General features: G+C 63.7%; 21 protein-coding genes and 2 tRNA genes. 22 read left to right on the forward strand and 1 reads right to left on the reverse strand.

Annotated features, from left to right (window positions below):
• Window positions 1–5 precede the first annotated feature (5 nt).
• The 8 genes from dnaK (at window position 6) to BLR75_RS12405 (ending at window position 10169) form a co-directional block, all read left to right on the forward strand.
• On the forward strand, window positions 6–1922 hold the full coding sequence (dnaK, locus tag BLR75_RS12370; protein WP_084312614.1) for a molecular chaperone DnaK: 1917 nt from the start codon (window positions 6–8) through the stop codon (window positions 1920–1922).
• Window positions 1923–2044: 122 nt separating this feature from the next.
• Complete coding sequence (gene dnaJ, locus BLR75_RS12375) at window positions 2045–3178, forward strand: molecular chaperone DnaJ (protein WP_084312616.1); 1134 nt, start codon at window positions 2045–2047, stop codon at window positions 3176–3178.
• Window positions 3179–3257: 79 nt separating this feature from the next.
• Window positions 3258–4064 carry a 4-hydroxy-tetrahydrodipicolinate reductase gene (dapB, locus tag BLR75_RS12380; protein WP_084312618.1) on the forward strand — a complete coding sequence of 269 codons (807 nt, stop codon included), beginning with the start codon at window positions 3258–3260 and terminating at the stop codon, window positions 4062–4064.
• 184 nt (window positions 4065–4248) lie between these two features.
• Window positions 4249–5385: a glutamine-hydrolyzing carbamoyl-phosphate synthase small subunit gene (carA, locus tag BLR75_RS12385; protein ID WP_084312620.1), complete on the forward strand. Its 1137-nt coding sequence runs from the start codon at window positions 4249–4251 to the stop codon at window positions 5383–5385.
• 10 nt (window positions 5386–5395) lie between these two features.
• A complete protein-coding gene (leuE, locus tag BLR75_RS12390) occupies window positions 5396–6046 on the forward strand; it encodes a leucine efflux protein LeuE (protein WP_084312622.1) in 651 nt (216 codons plus the stop codon).
• A gap of 19 nt (window positions 6047–6065) precedes the next feature.
• On the forward strand, window positions 6066–9287 hold the full coding sequence (carB, locus tag BLR75_RS12395; protein WP_084312624.1) for a carbamoyl-phosphate synthase large subunit: 3222 nt from the start codon (window positions 6066–6068) through the stop codon (window positions 9285–9287).
• Window positions 9284–9760 carry a transcription elongation factor GreA gene (gene greA, locus BLR75_RS12400; protein WP_084312626.1) on the forward strand — a complete coding sequence of 159 codons (477 nt, stop codon included), beginning with the start codon at window positions 9284–9286 and terminating at the stop codon, window positions 9758–9760. The genes carB and greA overlap by 4 nt, the downstream gene beginning before the upstream one ends.
• A 10-nt stretch (window positions 9761–9770) precedes the next feature.
• Window positions 9771–10169 carry a DUF4149 domain-containing protein gene (locus BLR75_RS12405; RefSeq protein WP_084312738.1) on the forward strand — a complete coding sequence of 133 codons (399 nt, stop codon included), beginning with the start codon at window positions 9771–9773 and terminating at the stop codon, window positions 10167–10169.
• Between the two features lie 40 nt (window positions 10170–10209).
• Here the strand turns inward: BLR75_RS12405 and yhbY are convergent, their stop codons facing one another.
• A complete protein-coding gene (yhbY, locus tag BLR75_RS12410) occupies window positions 10210–10524 on the reverse strand; it encodes a ribosome assembly RNA-binding protein YhbY (RefSeq protein WP_084312627.1) in 315 nt (104 codons plus the stop codon).
• Between the two features lie 78 nt (window positions 10525–10602).
• On the opposite strand from yhbY, the gene rlmE reads away from it, so the two are divergent.
• From rlmE to rpsO, 14 genes are all read left to right on the forward strand, one after another.
• A complete protein-coding gene (gene rlmE / locus BLR75_RS12415; protein WP_084312629.1) occupies window positions 10603–11226 on the forward strand; it encodes a 23S rRNA (uridine(2552)-2'-O)-methyltransferase RlmE in 624 nt (207 codons plus the stop codon).
• 199 nt (window positions 11227–11425) lie between these two features.
• Window positions 11426–13336, forward strand: a complete 1911-nt coding sequence (gene ftsH / locus BLR75_RS12420; RefSeq protein ID WP_084312631.1) for an ATP-dependent zinc metalloprotease FtsH — start codon at window positions 11426–11428, stop codon at window positions 13334–13336.
• A gap of 9 nt (window positions 13337–13345) precedes the next feature.
• Window positions 13346–14215 carry a dihydropteroate synthase gene (gene folP / locus BLR75_RS12425; RefSeq protein WP_084312633.1) on the forward strand — a complete coding sequence of 290 codons (870 nt, stop codon included), beginning with the start codon at window positions 13346–13348 and terminating at the stop codon, window positions 14213–14215.
• A complete protein-coding gene (gene glmM, locus BLR75_RS12430; protein WP_084312635.1) occupies window positions 14212–15552 on the forward strand; it encodes a phosphoglucosamine mutase in 1341 nt (446 codons plus the stop codon). The genes folP and glmM overlap by 4 nt, the downstream gene beginning before the upstream one ends.
• Before the next feature lie 65 nt (window positions 15553–15617).
• Window positions 15618–16373 (forward strand): triose-phosphate isomerase, encoded by a 756-nt coding sequence (gene tpiA, locus BLR75_RS12435; protein ID WP_084312637.1) that lies wholly within the window; start codon window positions 15618–15620, stop codon window positions 16371–16373.
• Window positions 16374–16376: 3 nt separating this feature from the next.
• Window positions 16377–16766, forward strand: coding sequence for a preprotein translocase subunit SecG (secG, locus tag BLR75_RS12440; protein WP_084312639.1), 390 nt, complete (start codon window positions 16377–16379; stop codon window positions 16764–16766).
• Window positions 16767–16775: 9 nt separating this feature from the next.
• Window positions 16776–16861 (forward strand) — tRNA-Leu (locus BLR75_RS12445).
• 93 nt (window positions 16862–16954) lie between these two features.
• Window positions 16955–17031: transfer RNA gene (locus BLR75_RS12450), tRNA-Met, on the forward strand.
• Between the two features lie 126 nt (window positions 17032–17157).
• A complete protein-coding gene (gene rimP, locus BLR75_RS12455; RefSeq protein ID WP_084312641.1) occupies window positions 17158–17616 on the forward strand; it encodes a ribosome maturation factor RimP in 459 nt (152 codons plus the stop codon).
• A 45-nt stretch (window positions 17617–17661) separates the two neighbouring features.
• Complete coding sequence (gene nusA, locus BLR75_RS12460) at window positions 17662–19143, forward strand: transcription termination factor NusA (RefSeq protein WP_084312643.1); 1482 nt, start codon at window positions 17662–17664, stop codon at window positions 19141–19143.
• 27 nt (window positions 19144–19170) lie between these two features.
• The gene (gene infB / locus BLR75_RS12465) at window positions 19171–21678 is read left to right on the forward strand and encodes a translation initiation factor IF-2 (protein ID WP_084312645.1); all 2508 of its coding nucleotides are present in this window, start codon (window positions 19171–19173) and stop codon (window positions 21676–21678) included.
• A gap of 104 nt (window positions 21679–21782) precedes the next feature.
• A complete protein-coding gene (gene rbfA, locus BLR75_RS12470) occupies window positions 21783–22166 on the forward strand; it encodes a 30S ribosome-binding factor RbfA (RefSeq protein WP_084312647.1) in 384 nt (127 codons plus the stop codon).
• A gap of 3 nt (window positions 22167–22169) precedes the next feature.
• Window positions 22170–23084, forward strand: a complete 915-nt coding sequence (gene truB, locus BLR75_RS12475; protein ID WP_084312649.1) for a tRNA pseudouridine(55) synthase TruB — start codon at window positions 22170–22172, stop codon at window positions 23082–23084.
• A 99-nt stretch (window positions 23085–23183) separates the two neighbouring features.
• On the forward strand, window positions 23184–23453 hold the full coding sequence (rpsO, locus tag BLR75_RS12480; protein WP_017518939.1) for a 30S ribosomal protein S15: 270 nt from the start codon (window positions 23184–23186) through the stop codon (window positions 23451–23453).
• The last annotated feature ends 134 nt before the right edge of the window (window positions 23454–23587 follow it).

Consider the following 23587-nt stretch of genomic DNA (forward strand, 5'->3'; position numbering starts at 1 on the left):
GAAATATGGGCAAAATCATTGGTATCGACCTGGGGACCACCAACTCCTGTGTGTCCATCCTGGAGAACGGTAACGTCAAGGTCATCGAGAACGCCGAAGGCGCGCGCACCACGCCGTCGATCATCGGCTACGCCAACGATGGCGAGATTCTGGTAGGCCAGCCGGCCAAGCGCCAGGCGGTGACCAACCCGCGGAACACCCTGTACGCGGTGAAGCGCCTGATCGGTCGTCGCTTCGAAGAAGACGTCGTGCAGAAAGACATCAAGATGGTGCCGTACAGCATCGTCAAGGCCGACAACGGTGACGCCTGGGTAGAAGCCAAGGGCCAGAAGATGGCTCCGCCGCAGGTTTCCGCCGAAGTGCTGAAGAAGATGAAGAAGACCGCCGAAGACTACCTCGGCGAGCCGGTCACCGAAGCGGTGATCACCGTGCCGGCCTACTTCAACGACAGCCAGCGCCAGGCCACCAAGGACGCCGGCCGCATCGCCGGTCTGGACGTCAAGCGCATCATCAACGAGCCGACCGCGGCTGCGCTGGCCTATGGCATGGACAAGGCCAAGGGCGACCACACCGTCATCGTCTACGACCTGGGCGGCGGCACCTTCGACGTGTCGGTGATCGAGATCGCCGAAGTCGACGGCGAGCACCAGTTCGAAGTGCTGGCCACCAACGGCGACACCTTCCTCGGTGGTGAAGACTTCGACCTGCGCCTGATCGACTACCTCGTCGACGAGTTCAAGAAAGAGTCGGGCATCGATCTGAAGGGCGACCCGCTGGCCATGCAGCGTCTGAAGGAAGCTGCCGAGAAGGCCAAGATCGAGCTGTCCTCGACCCAGCAGACCGACGTCAACCTGCCGTACGTCACCGCCGACGCCAGCGGTCCGAAGCACCTGAACGTCAAGGTTTCCCGCGCCAAGCTGGAATCACTGGTGGAAGACCTGGTCACCCGTACCGTCGAGCCGTGCCGCATCGCGCTGAAGGATGCCGGCCTGGACGTGTCGAAGATCGACGAAGTGATCCTGGTTGGCGGCCAGACCCGCATGCCGCTGGTGCAGAAGACCGTTGCCGAGTTCTTCGGCAGGGAACCGCGCAAGGACGTCAACCCGGACGAAGCCGTGGCCATGGGTGCTGCCATCCAGGGCGCCGTGCTGGCCGGCGACGTCAAGGACGTGCTGCTGCTCGACGTCACCCCGCTGACCCTGGGCATCGAAACCCTGGGTGGCGTGATGACCGCGCTGATCGACAAGAACACCACCATCCCGACCAAGAAGTCGCAGGTGTTCTCCACCGCCGATGACAACCAGGGCGCCGTGACCATCCACGTGCTGCAGGGCGAGCGCAAGCAGGCCGCGCAGAACAAGTCGCTGGGCAAGTTCGACCTGGCTGACATCCCGCCGGCTCCGCGCGGCGTGCCGCAGATCGAAGTGACCTTCGACATCGACGCCAACGGCATCCTGCACGTCGGTGCGAAGGACAAGGCCACCGGCAAGCAGCAGTCCATCGTGATCAAGGCTTCCTCCGGTCTGTCCGAGGACGAGATCCAGCAGATGGTTCGCGATGCCGAGGCCAATGCCGAGGAAGACCGCAAGTTCGAGGAGCTGGCCGCTGCCCGCAACCAGGGTGACGCGCTGGTCCACGCGACTCGCAAGATGATCACCGAGGCTGGCGACAAGGCCACCGCCGAGGACAAGGCCGCCATCGAGAAGGCGCTGGGCGAGCTGGAAGTCGCCGTGAAGGGCGATGACAAGGCCGAGATCGAGGCGAAGATGAACGCGCTGTCCCAGGCGTCCACTCCGCTGGCGCAGAAGATGTATGCCGAACAGGCCCAGGCGGGTGCTTCCGCCCAGGCCGATACCGCGGAGAACAAGGCGGGCGACGATGTGGTCGACGCCGAGTTCGAAGAGGTCAAGGAGAACAAGTAAGCCGCGTGCTTGCTTCCGCTCCGGCGCACCGGCTTGCGGGCCGGTGCGCATGAACCGTCACGCGGGGGCTTGCTCCCGCGTCGGCGTGTCTGGGGGTGAGGTTTTCAGAGTGCAGGAAGGTTATGTCCAAGCGTGATTACTACGAGGTACTGGGTGTCGAGCGCGGCGCCAGCGAAGCGGAGCTGAAGAAGGCCTACCGCCGGCTGGCCATGAAGCACCACCCGGACCGCAATCCCGGCGACAAGGAGTCCGAGGAGAAATTCAAGGAGGCCAACGAGGCCTACGAGATCCTGTCCGACGCGAGCAAGCGTTCGGCCTACGATCAGTACGGTCATGCCGGTGTCGATCCGCAGATGGGGGCGGGCGCCGGCGCCGGATTCGGCGGCGCGAGCTTCTCGGACATCTTCGGCGATGTCTTCAGCGATTTCTTCGGCGGTGGTGGCGGTCGCGGTGGCCAGCGCGGCGGCGTGCAGCGCGGCGCGGACCTGCGCTATACCCTCGACCTGGACCTGGAAGACGCGGTGCGCGGCACCACCGTGACCATTCGCGTGCCGACCCTGGTCGGCTGCAAGACCTGCAGCGGCAGCGGCGCCAAGCCGGGCACTTCGCCGGTCACCTGCACCACCTGCGGCGGCATCGGCCAGGTGCGCATGCAGCAGGGCTTCTTCTCGGTGCAGCAGACCTGCCCGCGCTGCCACGGCAGCGGCAAGATGATTTCCGATCCGTGCGGCACCTGCCATGGCCAGGGTCGTGTGGAAGAGCACAAGACCCTGTCGGTGAAGGTGCCGGCCGGCGTCGATACCGGTGACCGCATCCGCCTCACCGGCGAGGGCGAGGCCGGTGCCCATGGCGGCCCGCCGGGCGACCTCTATGTGGTGGTGAACGTCCGCGAGCATTCGATCTTCCAGCGTGACGGCAAGCACCTGTACTGCGAAGTGCCGATCAGCTTCGCCGACGCGGCGCTGGGCGGCGAGCTGGAAGTGCCGACGCTGGACGGCCGGGTCAAGCTGAAGATTCCGGAAGGCACCCAGACCGGCAAGCTGTTCCGCCTGCGCGGCAAGGGCGTGGCCCCGGTGCGCGGCGGCGGCGCCGGCGACCTGATGTGCCGGGTCGTGGTGGAAACTCCGGTCAAGCTGGACAAGCGCCAGCGCGAACTGCTCGAGGAATTCCGCAGCACGCTGCAGAGCGACACTTCCCATTCGCCCAAGGCCAGCGGCTGGTTCGAGGGCATGAAGCGCTTCTTCGACGATCTTTAACCGCGGCGGCAGGCGGCAGGCGGCAGGCTTCAGGAGCTTGTGGTCTGTAGCCTGTGGCCTGCAGCCTGGAGCTGTTTTTATGCGACGTATAGCTGTTATGGGCGCCGCCGGGCGCATGGGCAAGAACCTGATCGAGGCGGTGCAGCAGACCGGCGGCAGCGCCGGCCTGACTGCGGCGATCGATCGTCCGGACAGCACCCTGGTCGGCGCCGACGCCGGCGAGCTGGCCGGGCTGGGGCGCATCGGCGTGCCGCTGTCGGGCGACCTGGCCAAGGTGGCCGACGAGTTCGACGTGCTGATCGACTTCACCCATCCGTCGGTGACCCTGAAGAACCTGGAGGTCTGCCGCAAGGCGGGCAAGGCCATGGTGATCGGCACCACCGGCTTCAGCGTCGAGGAGAAACAGCTGCTCGCCGATGCCGCGAAGGACATCCCGATCGTCTTCGCCGCCAACTTCAGCGTCGGCGTCAACCTCTGCCTGAAGCTGCTGGATACCGCCGCCCGCGTGCTGGGTGACGAAGTGGACATCGAGATCATCGAGGCGCACCACCGGCACAAGGTCGACGCTCCGTCCGGCACTGCCCTGCGCATGGGCGAGGTGGTGGCGCAGGCGCTGGGTCGCGACCTGCAGAAGGTGGCGGTCTACGGCCGTGAAGGCCAGACCGGCGCCCGCGAGCGCGAAACCATCGGCTTCGCCACCGTGCGCGCCGGCGATGTGGTCGGCGACCACACCGTGCTGTTCGCCTCCGAAGGCGAGCGCGTGGAAATCACCCACAAGGCCTCCAGCCGCATGACCTTCGCCCGCGGCGCGGTGCGTGCGGCAATGTGGCTGGACGGGAAGGACAACGGCCTGTTCGACATGCAGGACGTGCTGGGTTTGCGCTGAGCGGTATGCAGCCCGCCGGCCAGAAGGTGGACCGAATTGTCGCTTTTCTGTAAACTACAGATTTAGTGTGTCCACTAAAAGCAGCGCAGCATGAACCATAAAAAAGCGGGATGACTTTTCTTTGTCATCCCGCTTTTTTACAACCTGCGTACGCCCAGCCAGGCTTGATTTACGGGAGGTCTTCTTGACTAAGCCAGCCATACTTGCACTTGCCGACGGCAGCATTTTTCGCGGTGAAGCCATCGGTGCCGACGGTCATACCGTTGGCGAGGTGGTGTTCAACACCGCCATGACCGGCTACCAGGAAATCCTTACCGATCCTTCCTACGCCCAGCAGATCGTCACCCTGACCTATCCGCACATCGGCAACACCGGCACCACCCCGGAAGACGCCGAGTCGAACAAGGTCTGGGCCGCCGGCCTGATCATCCGCGACCTGCCGCTGCTCTCCAGCAGCTGGCGCGACAGGCAGTCCCTGCCGGACTACCTGAAGGAAAACGGCACCGTCGCCATCGCCGGCATCGATACCCGCCGTCTGACCCGTATCCTGCGCGAGAAGGGTTCGCAGCACGGCTGCATCCTCGCTGGCGACGATGCCACCGAAGAAAAAGCCCTCGAACTGGCGCGCAGTTTCCCGGGCATGAAGGGGCTGGACCTGGCCAAGGTGGTTTCCTGCACCGAGCGTTACCAATGGCGCTCCAGCGTGTGGAACCTGGAAACCGACAGCCACCCGGAAATCCCCGCCGCCGATCTGCCGTACCACGTGGTTGCCTATGACTTCGGCGTCAAGCTGAACATCCTGCGCATGCTGGTCGCCCGCGGCTGCCGCCTGACCGTGGTGCCGGCGCAGACTCCGGCGAGCGAAGTGCTGGCGCTGAATCCGGACGGCATCTTCCTCTCCAACGGCCCCGGCGACCCCGAGCCGTGCGACTACGCCATCCAGGCGATCCGCGAGTTCCTCGACACCGAGATCCCGGTCTTCGGCATCTGCCTCGGCCACCAGCTGCTCGGCCTGGCCTCCGGCGCCAAGACCATGAAGATGGGCCATGGCCACCATGGCGCCAACCACCCGGTGCAGGACCTCGACAGCGGCGTGGTGATGATCACCAGCCAGAACCACGGCTTCGCCGTCGACGAGACGACCCTGCCGGGCAACCTGCGCGCCACCCACAAGTCGCTGTTCGACGGCACCCTGCAGGGCATCGAGCGTACCGACAAGGTCGCCTTCAGCTTCCAGGGCCACCCGGAAGCCAGCCCGGGCCCGCACGACGTGGCTCCGCTGTTCGATCGCTTCATCTCGGCCATGGCCGAGCGCCGCTGAGGTACGCGTCATGACCACCCTGGGGATCACCGACCTCTGGACCTACGTCCTGGGTACGCTGTTCATCGTCCTGCTGCCCGGGCCGAACTCGATGTTCGTGCTCGCCACCGCCGCCCAGCGCGGCGTGGCGGCGGGCTACCGCGCGGCCAGTGCGGTGTTCCTCGGGGATGCGGTGCTGATGCTGCTGTCCGCCCTCGGCATCGCCTCGGTGCTGAAGACCGAACCGCTGCTGTTCCTGGCCCTGAAGTACCTCGGTGCGGCGTACCTGTTCTACCTCGGCATCGGCATGCTGCGCGGCGGCTGGAGGAAGCTCCACCAGTCGCAGGTGTCGAGCGAGGAAGTCGAACAGCTGGACGTCAACCAGCCATTCCGCAAGGCGCTGCTGCTCAGCCTGTCGAACCCCAAGGCGATCCTGTTCTTCGTCTCCTTCTTCATCCAGTTCGTCGACCCGGCATACGCCTACCCGGGACTGTCGTTCCTGGTGCTGGGGACGATCCTCGAGCTGCTCAGCGCCCTCTACCTGAGCTTCCTGATCTTTTCCGGCGTACGCCTGGCGGCCTGGTTCCGCCGGCGGCAACGCCTGGCTGCCGGCGCCTCGGGTGGCGTCGGCGCCCTGTTCGTCGGCTTTGGCGTGAAGCTGGCCAGCGCAACCCTTTCCTGAAATTTGCAACGAGAGTCCCATGCCCAAGCGTACAGACATCAAGAGCATCCTGATCCTCGGTGCCGGCCCCATCGTCATCGGCCAGGCGTGCGAGTTCGACTACTCCGGCGCACAGGCCTGCAAGGCCCTGAAGGAAGAAGGCTTCCGCGTCATCCTGGTGAACTCCAACCCGGCCACCATCATGACCGACCCGGCCATGGCCGACGCCACCTACATCGAGCCGATCAAGTGGCAGACCGTCGCCAAGATCATCGAGAAGGAGCGCCCTGACGCGCTGCTGCCGACCATGGGTGGCCAGACCGCGCTGAACTGCGCCCTGGACCTCGAGCACCACGGCGTGCTGGAGAAGTTCGGCGTGGAAATGATCGGCGCCAACGCCGACACCATCGACAAGGCCGAGGACCGCTCGCGCTTCGACAAGGCCATGCGCGCCATCGGCCTGGAGTGCCCGCGCTCCGGCATCGCCCACAGCATGGAGGAAGCCTATGGCGTCCTCGAGAAGGTCGGCTTCCCCTGCATCATCCGTCCGTCCTTCACCATGGGCGGCACCGGCGGCGGCATCGCCTACAACCGCGAGGAGTTCGAGGAAATCTGCGCCCGCGGCCTCGACCTGTCGCCGACCAAGGAACTGCTGATCGACGAATCGCTGATCGGCTGGAAGGAATACGAGATGGAGGTTGTCCGCGACAAGAAGGACAACTGCATCATCGTCTGCTCCATCGAGAACTTCGATCCGATGGGCGTGCACACCGGCGACTCGATCACCGTCGCCCCGGCGCAGACCCTGACTGACAAGGAATACCAGATCATGCGCAACGCCTCGCTGGCGGTGCTGCGTGAGATCGGCGTGGAAACCGGCGGCTCCAACGTGCAGTTCGGCATCAATCCGGACGACGGCCGCATGGTGGTGATCGAGATGAACCCGCGCGTGTCGCGTTCCTCGGCGCTGGCCTCCAAGGCCACCGGCTTCCCGATCGCCAAGATCGCCGCCAAGCTGGCTGTCGGCTATACCCTCGACGAACTGCAGAACGACATCACCGGCGGCCGTACCCCGGCGTCCTTCGAGCCTGCCATCGACTACGTCGTGACCAAGGTACCGCGCTTCGCCTTCGAGAAATTCCCGAAAGCCGATGCCCGCCTGACCACCCAGATGAAGTCCGTGGGCGAGGTCATGGCTATCGGCCGCACCTTCCAGGAGTCCATGCAGAAAGCCCTGCGCGGCCTGGAAGTCGGCGCCACCGGCTTCGATCCGAAGCTGGACCTGAACAGCGAGGAGGCTGAGAGCATCCTCAGGCGCGAACTGACCGTGCCCAGCGCCGAGCGTATCTGGTACGTGGCCGATGCCTTCCGCGCCGGCAAGACCATCGCCGAAGTGTTCGAGCTGACCAGGATCGACGAGTGGTTCCTGGTGCAGATCGAGGACCTGGTCAAGGACGAGGAGAAGGTCAAGACCCTCGGCCTGGCTTCCATCGATCGCGACCTGATGTTCAAGCTCAAGCGCAAGGGCTTCTCCGACGCGCGCCTGGCCAAGCTGCTCGGCGTCACCGAGAAGAACCTGCGCAGCCACCGCCACAAGCTGAAGGTCGTGCCGGTGTACAAGCGCGTGGACACCTGCGCCGCCGAATTCGCCACCGATACCGCCTACATGTACTCGACCTACGAGGAAGAGTGCGAGGCCAATCCGTCCGGCCGCGACAAGATCATGATCCTCGGCGGCGGTCCGAACCGCATCGGCCAGGGCATCGAGTTCGACTACTGCTGCGTGCACGCGGCGCTGGCGATGCGTGAAGACGGCTACGAGACCATCATGGTCAACTGCAACCCGGAAACCGTCTCCACCGACTACGACACCTCCGACCGCCTGTACTTCGAGCCGGTGACCCTGGAAGACGTGCTGGAGATCGTCCGCGTCGAGCAGCCCAAGGGCGTGATCGTGCAGTACGGCGGCCAGACCCCGCTGAAACTCTGCCGCGCCCTGGAAGAGGCCGGTGTGCCGATCATCGGTACCTCCCCGGACGCCATCGACCGCGCCGAAGACCGCGAGCGCTTCCAGCAGATGGTGCAGCGCCTCAACCTGCGCCAGCCGGCCAACGCCACCGCGCGCAGCGAGGACGAGGCCCTGGCCCTGTCGAAGGGCATCGGCTACCCGATGGTGGTGCGCCCGTCCTACGTACTGGGCGGCCGCGCGATGGAGATCGTCTACCAGGAAGAAGAGCTCAAGCGCTACATGCGCGAGGCGGTGAAAGTCTCCAACGACAGCCCGGTGCTGCTGGACCGCTTCCTCAACTGCGCCATCGAGGTCGACATCGACGCGGTCTGCGACGGCGAGACCGTGGTGATCGGCGCGATCATGCAGCACATCGAACAGGCCGGCGTGCACTCCGGCGACTCCGCCTGCTCGCTGCCGCCGTACTCGCTGCCCAAGCACATCCAGGACGAGATCCGCGAGCAGGTCAAGAAGATGGCCCTGGAGCTCGGCGTGGTCGGCCTGATGAATGTGCAGATGGCCGTGCAGGGCGAAGACATCTACGTCATCGAAGTGAACCCGCGCGCCTCGCGTACCGTGCCGTTCGTCTCCAAGTGCGTCGGCGAGTCGCTGGCCAAGGTGGCTGCCCGTGCCATGGCCGGCAAGTCCCTGAAAGAGATCGGCTACACCGAGGAAATCATTCCGCCGTACTTCAGCGTCAAGGAAGCGGTGTTCCCGTTCGCCAAGTTCCCCGGCGTCGACCCGATCCTCGGCCCGGAAATGAAGTCCACCGGCGAGGTGATGGGTGTCGGCGACACCTTCGGCGAGGCCTTCGCCAAGGCCCAGATGGGTGCCAGCGAGGTTCTGCCGAGCTCCGGCACCGTGTTCATCAGCGTGCGCGAGGACGACAAGCCGATGGTGGTCCAGGTCGCCCGTGACCTGATCGAGCTGGGCTTCGAGGTGGTCGCCACCTCCGGCACCGCCAAGGTGATCGAGGCGGCCGGCCTGCCGGTCCGTCGCGTGAACAAGGTGACGGAAGGCCGTCCCCATGTCGTTGACATGATCAAGAACGATGAGGTTACCCTCATCATCAACACCACCGAGGGGCGTCAGTCCATCGCCGACTCCTACTCGATCCGTCGTAACGCCCTGCAGCACAAGATCTACTGCACCACCACCATCGCGGCTGGTCAGGCGATCTGCGAGGCGCTCAAGTTCGGTCCTGAGAAGACCGTTCGCCGGCTGCAGGATCTGCATGCAGGAATCAACGCATGAGCAAGTTCCCCATGACCGTCCAGGGCGCCCGCGCCCTGGAAGAAGAGCTGAAACACCTGAAGACCGTGCTGCGCCCGCAGATCACCCAGGCCATCGCCGAAGCGCGTGAGCTGGGCGACCTCAAGGAAAACGCCGAGTACCATGCCGCCCGCGAGCAGCAGGGCATGTCCGAGGCGCGCATCCGCGATATCGAAGCCAAGCTGTCCAATGCCCAGATCATCGATGTCTCGGCGATCCCGCATACCGGCAAGGTGATCTTCGGTACCACGGTGGACATCGCCAACGTCGATACCGACGAGACCGTGACCTACCAGATCGTCGGTGACGACGAGGCCGACATCAAGCGCAGCAAGATCTCGGTGAACTCGCCCATCGCCCGCGCCCTGATCGGCAAGACCGAAGGGGACTCGGTGATCGTCAGGACGCCGGGCGGCGAAGTCGAGTACGAGATCGTTGAAGTCCGCCACGACTGACCGCCAATCCCTGCAAGCCGGAACCGCCAGTTGGCTGCTGGCCCAGACTTTCTGGGTCGGCGGTCTCTGGCTGTTGCGTTTCGTGGTCCTGCCTGCACTGGAGAAGATCGGCCTGGCGCCGCTGCTGGTGGAATCGGTGGCCGATACGCTGATTCCGCTGCTGGTGGGCTTCGCCGGCTTCTGCGCGGCGCTGCAGGCGCTGGTTCTGGTGCTGGCCCGCGGCTTCGCCAGCCTCTGGCGCGACCTGCGCGGCCAGTTGCTGCTCGCGGTGCTGGCGATGGTCGGCTGCTATTTCGCCGTGCACGGCATCGCGCCGGACGCCCAGCGCTGGCTGCTGTTCAACTATCTGGTGCTGGCGCTGTGCGGATTGCTGCTGGTGCTGCAGCCGGCGCCGGGAAGGGAAGCCTGAAGGCTTGCGAGAGCTCGTCGCTCTCGCATGGCCTTTGCGGTTACAGGCCGCTGTAGCGGCTGATGTTCGACAGGTTGCGGTTCGGCTTGGGATTGCGGCGATAGATCAGCGCCATCTTGCCGATGACCTGGACCAGTTCGCAGCTGCCATTCTGGCAGAGCTCGTCGATCAGCGCGCGACGGTCGTCGCGTTCGGCGATGCGGAACTGCACCTTGATCAGTTCATGATCGTTGAGCGCACGCTCGAGTTCGGCCATCACGCCTTCCGACAGACCGTTTTCAGCGACGGTCAATACGGGTTTCAGGTGATGCCCGATAGATTTGAACTGCTTTTTCTGCTCCTGAGAGAGCGCCATAATCTGACCCCTGGGAAAAAGGCGGATATTCTACCCGAGTTTCGGTTATACCGGGATGCCGCTCAGACGAGGTAATACGTGGCCCGTTCCAAGACTAGCCATCGCTGGCTGAAAGAACATTTCGACGATCCGTACGTGAAGATGGCACAGCGCGACGGCTATCGCTCGCGCGCCAGCTACAAGCTGCTGGAAATCCAGGAAAAGGATCGCATCCTGCGTCCGGGCATGACCGTGGTCGACCTCGGCGCCGCGCCGGGCGGCTGGTCCCAGGTCACCAGCCGGGTGATCGGCGACAAGGGCACCCTGATCGCCTCGGACATCCTGCCGATGGACAGCATCCCGGACGTCACCTTCATCCAGGGCGACTTCACCGAGGACGAGGTCTTCGCCAGATTGCTCGAGGCCATCGGCGAAAACCCGGTGGACCTTGTGATTTCGGACATGGCCCCCAATATGAGTGGATTGCCCGCCGTGGACATGCCCCGTGCCATGTTCCTCTGCGAGCTGGCGCTGGATCTCTGCACCCGGGTATTGCGTCCGGGCGGCGATTTCCTGATCAAGATCTTCCAGGGCGAAGGCTTCGATGCCTACCTGAAGAGCGTTCGCGAGAATTTCGACAAGGTGCAGATGCGCAAACCCCTGTCGTCGCGGGACCGCTCGCGCGAGCAATATCTGCTCGCACGGGGCTTTCGAGGCGCCTAGACTGCCCTGAATGGGCCGGCTGCCGGTCGGCAGCCCTCAAGCTTCGCTTGTGCCGGCGTGCTCCGGAGTTCATAAAGGGTTACAGACGGCTCCTGCTTGGGGCGGGAGTTGTGTAGTAATTTGGCCGGAAGGAGTCTGGCCGTCGTGCGAAGCGGTTTCCAGGGCGGAGCCGGCTTCAGAGGGTAGTCAATTGAACGACATGGCAAAGAACCTGATCCTGTGGCTGATCATCGCAGCGGTGCTGGTCACCGTGATGAACAACTTCTCCAGCCCCAGTGAGCCGCAGACACTGAATTATTCCGACTTCATCCAGCAGGTGAAGGACGGCAAGGTCGAGCGCGTGACCGTGGATGGCTACGTCATCACCGGCAAGCGTGCGGATGGCGACACCTTCAAGACCATCCGTCCGGCCATTCAGGACAACGGCCTGATCGGCGATCTGGTCAACAACAACGTGGTCGTCGAGGGCAAGCAGCCCGAGCAGCAGAGCATCTGGACCCAGTTGCTGGTCGCCAGCTTCCCGATTCTCGTGATCATTGCCGTGTTCATGTTCTTCATGCGCCAGATGCAGGGCGGCGGCGGTGGCCGCGGCGGCCCGATGAGCTTCGGCAAGAGCAAGGCGCGCCTGCTTTCCGAGGATCAGGTGAAGACCACCTTCGCCGACGTCGCCGGCTGCGACGAGGCCAAGGAAGAAGTCAGCGAACTGGTCGAATTCCTCCGCGATCCGGGCAAGTTCCAGCGCCTGGGTGGCCGCATCCCGCGTGGCGTGCTGATGGTCGGTCCGCCCGGCACCGGCAAGACCCTGCTGGCGAAAGCCATCGCCGGTGAGGCCAAGGTTCCGTTCTTCACCATTTCCGGTTCCGACTTCGTCGAGATGTTCGTCGGCGTGGGTGCGTCCCGTGTCCGCGACATGTTCGACCAGGCGAAGAAACACGCCCCCTGCATCATCTTCATCGACGAGATCGACGCCGTCGGCCGCCATCGTGGCGCCGGCCTGGGTGGCGGTCACGACGAGCGCGAACAGACCCTCAACCAGTTGCTGGTGGAGATGGACGGCTTCGAGATGAACGATGGCATCATCGTCATCGCCGCGACCAACCGTCCGGACGTGCTCGACCCGGCGCTACTGCGTCCGGGCCGCTTCGACCGCCAGGTGGTGGTCGGCCTGCCGGACATCCGTGGCCGCGAGCAGATCCTCAAGGTTCACATGCGCAAGGTGCCGCTGGGCGAGAACGTCGAGCCGGCGGTCATCGCGCGCGGTACTCCGGGTTTCTCCGGCGCCGACCTGGCCAACCTGGTCAACGAGGCTTCGCTGTTCGCCGCGCGCTCCAACAAGCGCATCGTCGACATGCGCGAGTTCGAACTGGCCAAGGACAAGATCATGATGGGCGCCGAGCGCAAGACCATGGTCATGTCCGAGAAGGAGAAGAAGAACACCGCCTTCCACGAGGCCGGCCACGCCATCGTCGGCCGCCTGGTGCCGGAGCACGACCCGGTCTACAAGGTTTCCATCATCCCGCGCGGCCGTGCGCTGGGTGTGACCATGTTCCTCCCGGAAGAGGACCGCTACAGCCTGTCCAAGCGCGCGCTGGAGAGCCAGATCTGCTCGCTGTTCGGTGGCCGTATCGCGGAAGAGATGACCCTCGGCTTCGAAGGCGTCACCACCGGAGCATCCAACGACATCATGCGCGCCACCCAGTTGGCGCGGAACATGGTGACCAAGTGGGGCCTGTCCGAGAAACTCGGTCCGCTGATGTATGCGGAAGAGGAGGGCGAGGTATTCCTCGGTCGCAGCGCTGGTGGTCAGCACGCCAGTCTGTCCGGTGAAACGGCGAAGGCGATCGACCAGGAAGTGCGGCGCATCATCGACGAGTGCTACGGCACCGCCAAGCGCCTGCTGGAAGAGAACCGCGACAAGCTGGACATGATGGCCGATGCGCTGATGAAGTACGAAACCATCGATGCCGATCAGATCGACGACATCATGGCGGGTCGTATTCCGCGCGAGCCGCGTGACTGGGAAGGTGGCGGCTCCGGCTCGGCGAGCACCCCTCACGAAGAAGGTGGCCGCAAGGAAACCCCCATCGGTGGTCCGGCTGGCGAGCACTGAGAGAACCAGATGAGTTTTCCGCAACACCCGACCCGGTTGCCCTGTGGCAACCGGGTTCTTGATTTAACGCGCCCGCATGTCATGGGCATCCTCAATGTCACCCCGGACTCCTTCTCGGACGGCGGTCGCTTCAATCAGCTGGATATTGCCCTGCGCCATGCGGCGGAGATGGTGGAGGCCGGTGCGACGCTGATCGACATCGGCGGCGAGTCCACTCGCCCCGGGGCCCGGCCGGTTTCTCCCAAGGAGGAGCTGGAGCGCGTGGCGCCGGTGGTCGAAGCGATCGCCCGCGAGCTGGATGTGGTCATCTCGGTGGACACTTCGACGCCGTCGGTGATGCGCGAATCCGCCCGCCTGGGTGCCGGTCTGATCAACGACGTGCGTTCCCTGCAACGTGACGGCGCGCTGGATGCGGCCGTCGATACCGGGTTGCCGGTGTGCCTGATGCACATGCGCGGGGAGCCGGGCAACATGCAGGACGATCCGCGTTATCCGGATATCTTCACCGAAGTGCACGACTTCCTGCTGCAGCGCATGCGGGTGTGCGCCGAGGCCGGGATTCCGCGGGAGCGGATCGTGCTGGACCCTGGCTTCGGCTTTGCCAAGACCCAGGTGCACAATCTCAGCCTGTTCCGGCAGATGGAAAGGCTTCTGCAACTGGGCTGCCCGTTGCTGGTCGGCGTCTCGCGCAAGAGCATGGTCGGCCGGGCCCTGGGGCGGGAAGTGGGTGAGCGACTGTATGGCAGCCTTGCCCTGGCCGCCCTGGCGGTAGCCAGGGGGGCAAGCATCATCCGGGTACATGATGTCGCCGAGACGGTGGACGTCATTCGAATGATTGACGCGGTGGAAAAATCGCGAGAGGAAGAGATTCAGGCATGAGCAGAAAATATTTCGGCACCGACGGGATTCGCGGGCGGGTAGGAACTCCGCCGATCACTCCGGATTTCGTGCTCAAGCTGGGTTGGGCAGTGGGCATGGCCTTCCGCAAGCAGGGCAAGTGCCGCGTACTGGTCGGCAAGGACACGCGGATTTCCGGTTACATGTTCGAGTCCGCGCTGGAGGCTGGTCTGTCGGCTGCCGGTGCCGACGTGATGCTGCTCGGGCCGATGCCGACTCCGGGCATCGCCTACCTGACCCGCACCTTCCACGCCGAGGCAGGCATCGTCATCAGCGCCTCGCACAACCCGCACGACGACAACGGCATCAAGTTCTTCTCCGGCCAGGGCACCAAGCTGCCGGACGAGGTAGAGCTGGTCATCGAGGAATTGCTCGACACGCCGATGTCGGTGGTCGAGTCCGCCCGTCTGGGCAAGGTTTCGCGGATCAACGATGCCGCGGGGCGCTATATCGAGTTCTGCAAGAGCAGCGTGCCCACCAGCACCGATTTCGCCGGGCTGAAAGTGGTTCTCGACTGCGCCCATGGTGCCACCTACAAGGTCGCGCCGAGCGTATTCCGCGAGCTGGGCGCGCAGGTGTCGGTGATCGGCGGGGAGCCGAACGGATTGAACATCAACGAGGGTTGCGGTTCGACTCATATCGAAACCCTGCGCAAGGCGGTGATCGCCGAGCATGCCGACATGGGTATCGCCTTCGATGGCGACGGCGACCGGGTGATGATGGTCGACCATACCGGCGCGGTGGTGGACGGCGACGAGATCCTCTTCCTGATCGCCCGCGACCTCAAGGAGCGTGGACGGCTGGACGGTGGCGTGGTCGGCACCCTGATGAGCAACCTGGGCCTCGAACTGGCCCTGAAGGAGATGGACATTCCCTTCGCCCGTGCCAAGGTCGGCGATCGCTATGTCATGGCCGAACTGCTGGCGCGGAACTGGACGCTCGGCGGCGAGAATTCCGGTCATGTGGTCTGCTGCCAGCATACGACCACCGGGGATGCGATCATCGCCGCGCTGCAGGTGCTGATGGCGCTGAAACATCGCGACCAGACCCTGGCCGAGGCGCGCACCGGCATTCGCATGTTCCCGCAGGTGCTGCTGAACGTGCGTTTCCAGGGCGGTGGCGTCGATCCGCTGGAGCATCCGGCGGTCAAGGACGCATGCGCCCGGGTAACCGAGAGCATGGCCGGGCGTGGTCGCGTGTTGCTGCGCAAGTCCGGGACCGAGCCGCTGGTGCGGGTGATGGTCGAAGGCGATGATGAGAAGCAGGTGCGTGCCCATGCGGAACAGCTCGCCAAGGTTGTTTCCGAGGTATGTGCTTGATTTCTCTTGCAACTCGTTTTTTCGTTGAGTAATATCTGCGCCCACTTTGCTCAGCGAGGTACAGCATGCGGCGAGCGTTAGTAGCCGGCAATTGGAAAATGCACGGTACCCGTTCCAGTGTTTCGGAACTGATCAAAGGCCTGCAAGAGCTGGCGTTGCCGAAAGATGTCGACGTCGCGGTGTTTCCGCCGTTCGTCTATGTCGACCAGGCCCTGCAAGGGCTGGAAGGCAAACCGGTTTCGGTCGGTGCGCAGAACTGCGCGGTCGAACCGGGGCAGGGCGCTCTCACGGGTGAGGTTGCTGCCAGCCAACTGGCTGATGTAGGTTGCAGCCTGGTTCTGGTCGGCCATTCCGAGCGCCGCCAGTTGCTGGGCGAAAGCGACGAAGTCGTCAGTCGGAAGTTTGCTGCGGCCCAGGCGTGCGGTCTTGTTCCGGTGCTCTGCATTGGCGAGACCCGCGAGGAGCGCGAGGCGGGCAGGACTCTTGAGGTTGTCGGGCGGCAGTTGGGCGCGATAATCGAGGATCTGGGCGTTGGGGTGTTTTCCCGCGCCATCGTGGCTTACGAGCCGGTATGGGCAATCGGGACGGGGCTGACCGCCTCGCCTGAACAGGCTCAGGAAGTGCATGCGGCGATCCGTGCGCAGTTGGCGGCGGAAAGTGCCGAAGTCGCCCAGGGAGTTCGTCTCCTCTACGGCGGCAGTGTCAAAGCGGCGAATGCTGCTGAGCTGTTCGGTATGCCGGATATAGACGGGGGGCTTGTTGGTGGAGCCTCTCTCAATGCGGACGAGTTCGGCGCAATTTGCTGCGCTGCGGGAAGCTGAGAAATGCTCGAAACAGTAGTAATCGTGGTGCATCTGGTAATGGCTCTGGGGCTGGTGGCTCTGGTGCTGCTGCAGCACGGCAAGGGCGCGGACGCGGGGGCCTCCTTCGGGGCAGGTGCTTCCGCCACGGTGTTCGGTAGTCAGGGTTCTGCTACCTTCCTGAGTCGTTTCACTGCTATACTTGCTGCGGTTTTTTTCATTACCAGCTTGGGTTTAGCGTATTTCGCTAAAGAAAAAGCTGATATGATACGCAACGTCGGGTTACCTGATCCGGCGGTGATCGAACAGAGGCAAGAGCAGGCGCCGGCAGCAAGCGATGTGCCGGTACCGCAAGAGCAGCAGAAGCCTGCTGCCAGCGAAGGCGACGTTCCGGCGGCGCCCGAGCAGAAGTAAAGGTTTGATGCCGAGGTGGTGGAATTGGTAGACACGCTACCTTGAGGTGGTAGTGGCCATAGGCTGTAGGGGTTCGAGTCCCCTCCTCGGTACCATTATACGAAGGGCCCGCGATGCGGGCCTTGTCGTTCAGGTGCGGTCGGTTGACCGGAAGTATCGGTAACTGTATAATTTTGCACCAGCTTTGACGCGGGATGGAGCAGTCTGGTAGCTCGTCGGGCTCATAACCCGAAGGTCGTTGGTTCAAATCCAGCTCCCGCAACCAGTTTGGCAGAGCCCCTTTTAAGGGGCTTTTTGCTAGCTGGACAGTCCGCGCCGCCGGTTCTGGGCGGCAAATAGGGATGGGCGTTTCGCCCATTTTTTGTTTCTACAGCATACGCGAGGCGATCAGGTGTCGAGCAAGCTAGATCAGTTGCAGGCCTTGTTGGCCCCTGTAGTAGAAGCGCTTGGCTATGAGTGCTGGGGCCTGGAATTCATCTCCCAGGGGCGCCATTCCCTGCTCCGGGTTTATATCGATCGTCCCGAAGGCATCCTGATCGACGACTGCGAGACGGTCAGCCGTCAGGTCAGCGGGGTGCTCGATGTCGAGGACCCCATCACTGGCGAATACACCCTCGAGGTGTCGTCGCCGGGCATGGACAGGCCGCTGTTCACCCTCGAACAGTTCGCGCGCTACGTTGGCGAGCAGGTCAAGATCAGATTGCGCACGCCCTACGAACGGCGGCGCAACTTCCAGGGCATTCTCCGTGGTGTGGAGGAGCAGGATGTGGTGGTCCTGGTGGATGATCATGAATACCTGCTGCCGATCGAGTCGATCGATAAGGCCAACATCATTCCCCGATTTGAGTGAGCCGCGAATCAGCGGGTTCCAATGGATTGAAAGGCGAGGCGTACGATGAGCAAAGAAGTACTGCTGGTTGTTGAGTCGGTATCCAACGAGAAGGGGGTACCGCCTGGCGTGATTTTCGAAGCGCTGGAACTGGCTCTGGCGACTGCCACCAAGAAGCGTTTCGAAGACGAGGTCGATCTGCGCGTGCAGATCAACCGCTCCAACGGCAACTACGATACTTTCCGCCGCTGGACCATCGTCGAGGACGAGGACTACTCCAACCCGTCGGCCGAACTGACCGTCGAGGACGTGCAGGAAAGCCACCCGGGCGCCAAGGCCGGTGACGTCATCGAGGAGAAGATCGAGTCCATCGAGTTCGGCCGCATCGCCGCACAGACCGCCAAGCAGGTCATCGTGCAGAAGGTTCGCGAAGCCGAGCGTGCCCAGGTGGTCGACGCCTACCGCGAGAAGGTCGGCGAGATCATCTCCGGTACCGTGAAGAAGGTCACCCGCGACAACGTCATCGTCGATCTCGGCAACAACGCCGAGGCGCTGCTGGCCCGCGACCAGATCATCCCGCGCGAGACCTTCCGCGTCGGTACCCGCGTACGCGCCCTGCTCAAGGAAATCCGCAGCGAGAACCGCGGTCCGCAGCTGGTCCTGTCGCGTACCGCGCCGGAAATGCTGGTGGAGCTGTTCCGCATCGAGGTGCCGGAAATCGCCGAGCAACTGATCGACGTGATGGCCGCCGCCCGTGACCCGGGTTCGCGCGCCAAGATCGCCGTTCGCTCCAAGGACAAGCGCATCGACCCGCAGGGCGCCTGCATCGGCATGCGTGGTTCCCGCGTCCAGGCCGTATCCGGCGAGCTGGGCGGCGAGCGTGTGGACATCGTGCTGTGGGATGACAACCCCGCACAATTCGTGATCAACGCCATGGCCCCGGCCGAGGTGGCGGCGATCATCGTCGACGAGGATACCCACACCATGGATATCGCCGTCGCCGAGGACAACCTGGCCCAGGCCATCGGCCGTAGCGGCCAGAACGTGCGTCTGGCCAGCCAGCTGACCGGCTGGACCCTGAACGTGATGACCGAGGCCGATATCCAGGCCAAGCAGCAGGCCGAGACTGGCGACGTCCTGCAGCGCTTCGTCGACGAGCTGGATGTCGATGAGGAACTCGCCCAGGTACTGGTTGAAGAAGGATTCACCACCCTGGAAGAAATTGCCTACGTACCGATGGAAGAGATGCTCAGCATCGAAGGCTTCGACGAGGAAATCGTCAACGAGCTGCGCTCGCGAGCCAAGGACCGCCTGCTGACCAAGGCCATCGCAACTGAAGAAAAGCTTGCCGACGCGCAACCGGCCGAAGACCTGCTCAGCCTCGATGGCATGACCAAGGAGCTGGCCCGCGACCTGGCGCTGCGTGGCGTAACCACCCGTGAAGATCTTGCCGAGCAGTCCATTGACGACCTGCTCGACATCGATGGAATGGATGAAGAGCGTGCTGGCAAGTTGATCATGGCCGCCCGGGCCCATTGGTTCGAGTAAGCATTCGCGGCCTGAGGAGAGAAATGCATGACGCAAGTCACGGTGAAAGAACTGGCCAAAACGGTCGATACGCCGGTGGAGCGCCTGCTGCAGCAGATGCGTGAGGCTGGACTGCCGCACACTACCGCTGAACAGGTGGTGACCGACGGCGAGAAGCAGGCGCTGCTGGCTCATCTGAAGGGCAGCCACGGTGATCGCCTGGAAGAACCGCGCAAGATTACCCTGCAGCGCAAGACCACCACGACCCTGAGGGTCGCTGGCAGCAAGACTGTGAGTGTCGAGGTTCGAAAGAAGAAAACCTACGTCAAGCGCAGCCCGGATGAGCTGGAAGCTGAGCGTCAGCGCGAGCTCGAAGAGCAGCGTGCCGCCGAGGAAGCTGCTCGCCTGAAAGCCGAGGAAGAGGCGCGTAAGCGTGCAGCCGAAGAGGAGGCTCGCCGTCAGGCCGAGGCTGCCCGTCAGACTACGGAAGCTCGCCAGGCCGCGCCTGCACCGGCAGTGGTTCCTGCGCCGGTTGCTGCAGCGCCTGCTCCCGCTCCGGCCGCCGACGAGCGCAAGAAGGAAGAAGTCCGTCGCGCACCGAAGCGCACGGAAGACGACGAGCGTCGCGATCGCAAGAATGCGCAGCATCGCCCGTCGATCAAGGAAAAGGAAAAGACCAGTGCTCCGCGCGTCGTGCGCAGTGGCGTGGACGACGACGAAGGCTTCGGCCGTCGTGGCGGTCGCGGCAAGGGGAAACTGAAGAAGCGCAATCAGCACGGCTTCCAGAGCCCGACCGGCCCCATCGTGCGCGAAGTCAGCATTGGCGAGACCATCACTGTGGGCGACCTTGCCCAGCAGATGGCGGTCAAGGGCGCTGATGTCGTCAAGTTCATGTTCAAGATGGGCACTCCGGTGACCATCAACCAGGTTCTTGACCAGGAAACCGCCCAGCTGGTCGCCGAAGAGTTTGGCCATAAGGTCAAGCTGGTCAGCGAGAACGCACTGGAAGAGCAACTCGCCGAGCTGTTGAAGTTCGAGGGTGAGCATGTGTCGCGTGCACCGGTGGTGACCGTGATGGGTCACGTCGACCACGGCAAGACTTCTCTGCTCGACTACATTCGGCGCGCCAAGGTCGCGGCCGGTGAGGCCGGTGGCATTACCCAGCACATCGGTGCCTACCACGTGGAAACCGAGCGTGGCATGGTCACCTTCCTCGACACCCCTGGCCATGCCGCGTTCACCGCGATGCGTGCCCGCGGTGCCCAGGCGACCGACATCGTGATTCTGGTCGTGGCGGCAGACGATGGTGTGATGCCGCAGACCCAGGAAGCCGTGCAGCACGCGAAAGCGGCAGGGGTTCCGATCGTGGTCGCGGTGAACAAGATCGACAAGCCGGACGCCAACCCGGACAACATCAAGAACGGCCTGGCCGCTCTGGACGTGATTCCGGAAGAGTGGGGTGGCGATGCTCCCTTTGTCCACGTATCCGCCAAGATGGGTACCGGCGTCGACGAGCTGCTCGAAGCCGTGCTTCTGCAGGCCGAGATTCTCGAGTTGACTGCCACTCCGTCGGCACCGGGTCGCGGTGTCGTCGTCGAATCGCGTCTGGACAAGGGCCGTGGCCCGGTAGCCACAGTGCTGGTTCAGGACGGTACCCTGCGTCAGGGCGACATGGTCCTCTGCGGCGTGAACTACGGCCGTGTGCGCGCCATGCTCGACGAGAACGGCAAGCCGGTGAAGGAAGCCGGTCCGGCCATTCCGGTCGAGATCCTCGGTCTGGATGGAACTCCGGAAGCCGGTGACGACCTGACCGTGGTTGCCGACGAGAAGAAGGCACGCGAAGTCGCTCTGTTCCGTCAGGGCAAGTTCCGCGAGGTCAAGCTCGCTCGCCAGCAGTCCTCGAAGCTGGAAAACATCTTCGAGAACATGGGCCAGGAAGAGAAGAAGACGCTCAACATCGTCCTCAAATCCGACGTCCGTGGTTCGCTGGAAGCGCTCCAGGGTTCCCTCAGCGGCCTGGGCAACGACGAAGTACAGGTTCGCGTGGTCGGCGGCGGTGTAGGTGGCATCACCGAGTCCGATGCCAACCTGGCGCTGGCCTCCAACGCTGTGCTGTTCGGCTTCAACGTGCGCGCCGATGCCGGTGCACGGAAGATCGTCGAGTCCGAAGGTCTGGATATGCGTTACTACAACGTTATCTACGACATCATCGAAGACGTGAAGAAGGCTCTGACCGGCATGCTTGGCAGCGATGTTCGCGAGAACATCCTGGGTATCGCCGAAGTCCGCGACGTGTTCCGTTCGCCGAAGTTCGGCGCCATCGCCGGCTGCATGGTGGTCGAGGGCCTCGTGCACCGCAACCGTCCGATCCGCGTACTGCGCGACGACGTGGTGATCTTCGAGGGCGAGCTGGAATCGCTGCGCCGCTTCAAGGACGACGTCGCCGAAGTCCGTGCCGGCATGGAGTGCGGTATCGGCGTGAAGAGCTACAACGACGTCAAGGTCGGCGACAAGATCGAAGTGTTCGAGAAGGTCGAGGTCGCTCGCAGCCTCTGATGAGGTGAGCGCAACCGCAGCGCCCGGGACGGCTTTCCGCTGTCCCGGGCGTTTGTCGCTTATTTGTCCGGTGGCCGCAGGGCCGCTGGAAGCAGGTTAGGAAAATGGCAAAAGACTACAGCCGCACCCAGCGCATCGGCGATCAGATGCAGCGTGAACTGGCTCTGCTGATCCAGCGCGAGATCAAGGATCCGCGCCTCGGCCTGGTGACCATCACCGGGGTCGACGTGAGCCGCGACCTGGCTCACGCCAAGGTGTTCGTCACCGTGATGGGCCAGGATGACGCGCAGAAGATCGCGCTGAACATGGAGATTCTCAAGGAAGCCGCCGGCTTCCTGCGCATGATGCTGGGCAAGGTGATGAAGCTGCGCAGCGTGCCGCAGTTGCATTTCCACTATGACGAAAGCATCCGCCGCGGCGCCGAGCTGTCCGCGCTGATCGATCGGGCGGTGGCGGAAGATCGCCGCCATGGCGATTCCGAGGAGTAAGGCGTGGCCCAGGTGAAACGTATTCGCCGCGCGGTCAGCGGCGTGCTGGTGCTGGACAAGCCGCGCGGCATGAGCTCCAACCAGGCGCTGCAGAAGGTGCGCTGGCTGCTCAATGCGGAGAAGGCCGGCCACACCGGCAGCCTCGATCCGCTGGCCACCGGGGTGCTGCCGCTGTGCTTCGGCGAGGCGACCAAGTTCTCCCAGTACCTGCTGGATGCCGACAAGTGCTACGAGACGGTCGCCCATCTGGGCGTGACCACCACCACCGGCGACGCCGAGGGCGAAGTCCTCGAAGAGCGCGAGGTGACCGTCGGTCGGGAGCAGCTGGAGGCCGTGCTGCCACGCTTCCGTGGCGAGATAGAGCAGGTCCCGCCGATGTACTCGGCGCTGAAGAAGGACGGCCAGCCGCTTTACAAGCTGGCGCGTGCAGGAGAGGTAGTGGAGCGCGAGGCGCGTTCTGTTACTATTGCGCGCCTGGATCTGCTCGCCTTCCAGTCGCCCTGTGCGACCCTGGCGGTAGCCTGCAGCAAGGGCACCTACGTGCGCACGCTGGTCGAGGACATCGGCCAGGCCCTCGGTTGCGGTGCGCATGTGGCGGCGCTGCGGCGCACCCAGGCAGGTCCGTTCGGACTGGCCCAGGCGATCAGCCTGGATGTCCTGGAGCAGGCCCATGCCGAAGGCGGCAACGAAGCGCTCGATCGCTTCATGATGCCGGTGGATGCGGGTCTGGAACACTGGCCGCTGATCCAGCTTTCCGAACACAGCGCCTATTACTGGCTGCACGGCCAACCGGTGCGTGCACCGGAGGCGCCGAAGTTCGGCTGGATGCGCGTGCAGGATCATGAAGGTCGCTTCATCGGTATCGGTGAGGTGACGGACGACGGGCGAATCGCCCCGCGTCGACTGATTCGGTCGTAAGGATCGAAAACCGAGGATGGCTGTCAACAGGCACGGTCACTCCTCTTATATGAACACAGGGAGAAGTCCCTGGCCTGTTACCTCAGAGGAAGCCCCATCATGGCACTGAGCGTCCAAGAAAAAGCCCAGATCGTTAACGAGTACAAGCAGGCTGAAGGCGACACCGGTTCCCCGGAAGTGCAGGTTGCACTGCTGTCCGCCAACATCAACAAGCTCCAGGATCACTTCAAGGCCAACGGCAAGGACCACCACTCCCGTCGTGGCCTGATCCGTATGGTCAACCAGCGCCGCAAGCTGCTGGACTACCTGAAGAGCAAGGACACCTCTCGTTACAGCGCCCTGATCGGTCGCCTGGGCCTGCGTCGCTAAGACGTACGCCTGAAGTGGAGGGCTGGGAGCTTGAAGCTGAAAGTCGGTATCAACCGGCCTTCGGCTTCGGGCTCCCAGCTTTCCGCTTTTTGAAGGGAATGAAACGGGTCCGACTCCCGGCATTTCCACAGTTT

Origin of the sequence: Pseudomonas jinjuensis (genome assembly GCF_900103845.1) — a bacterium.
In the GTDB taxonomy this organism is placed as follows: domain Bacteria; phylum Pseudomonadota; class Gammaproteobacteria; order Pseudomonadales; family Pseudomonadaceae; genus Pseudomonas; species Pseudomonas jinjuensis.

Excerpts from the sequence above, each read along its gene's own strand:
- dnaK (WP_084312614.1), top strand. The coding sequence starts at position 6 with ATGGGCAAAATCATTGGTATCGACCTGGGGACCACCAACTCCTGTGTG.
- dnaJ (WP_084312616.1), top strand. The coding sequence starts at position 2,045 with ATGTCCAAGCGTGATTACTACGAGGTACTGGGTGTCGAGCGCGGCGCC.
- dapB (WP_084312618.1), top strand. The coding sequence starts at position 3,258 with ATGCGACGTATAGCTGTTATGGGCGCCGCCGGGCGCATGGGCAAGAAC.
- leuE (WP_084312622.1), top strand. The coding sequence starts at position 5,396 with ATGACCACCCTGGGGATCACCGACCTCTGGACCTACGTCCTGGGTACG.
- carB (WP_084312624.1), top strand. The coding sequence starts at position 6,066 with ATGCCCAAGCGTACAGACATCAAGAGCATCCTGATCCTCGGTGCCGGC.
- greA (WP_084312626.1), top strand. The coding sequence starts at position 9,284 with ATGAGCAAGTTCCCCATGACCGTCCAGGGCGCCCGCGCCCTGGAAGAA.
- yhbY (WP_084312627.1), bottom strand. The coding sequence starts at position 10,524 with ATGGCGCTCTCTCAGGAGCAGAAAAAGCAGTTCAAATCTATCGGGCAT.
- ftsH (WP_084312631.1), top strand. The coding sequence starts at position 11,426 with ATGGCAAAGAACCTGATCCTGTGGCTGATCATCGCAGCGGTGCTGGTC.
- folP (WP_084312633.1), top strand. The coding sequence starts at position 13,346 with ATGAGTTTTCCGCAACACCCGACCCGGTTGCCCTGTGGCAACCGGGTT.
- glmM (WP_084312635.1), top strand. The coding sequence starts at position 14,212 with ATGAGCAGAAAATATTTCGGCACCGACGGGATTCGCGGGCGGGTAGGA.
- tpiA (WP_084312637.1), top strand. The coding sequence starts at position 15,618 with ATGCGGCGAGCGTTAGTAGCCGGCAATTGGAAAATGCACGGTACCCGT.
- secG (WP_084312639.1), top strand. The coding sequence starts at position 16,377 with ATGCTCGAAACAGTAGTAATCGTGGTGCATCTGGTAATGGCTCTGGGG.
- nusA (WP_084312643.1), top strand. The coding sequence starts at position 17,662 with ATGAGCAAAGAAGTACTGCTGGTTGTTGAGTCGGTATCCAACGAGAAG.
- infB (WP_084312645.1), top strand. The coding sequence starts at position 19,171 with ATGACGCAAGTCACGGTGAAAGAACTGGCCAAAACGGTCGATACGCCG.
- rbfA (WP_084312647.1), top strand. The coding sequence starts at position 21,783 with ATGGCAAAAGACTACAGCCGCACCCAGCGCATCGGCGATCAGATGCAG.
- rpsO (WP_017518939.1), top strand. The coding sequence starts at position 23,184 with ATGGCACTGAGCGTCCAAGAAAAAGCCCAGATCGTTAACGAGTACAAG.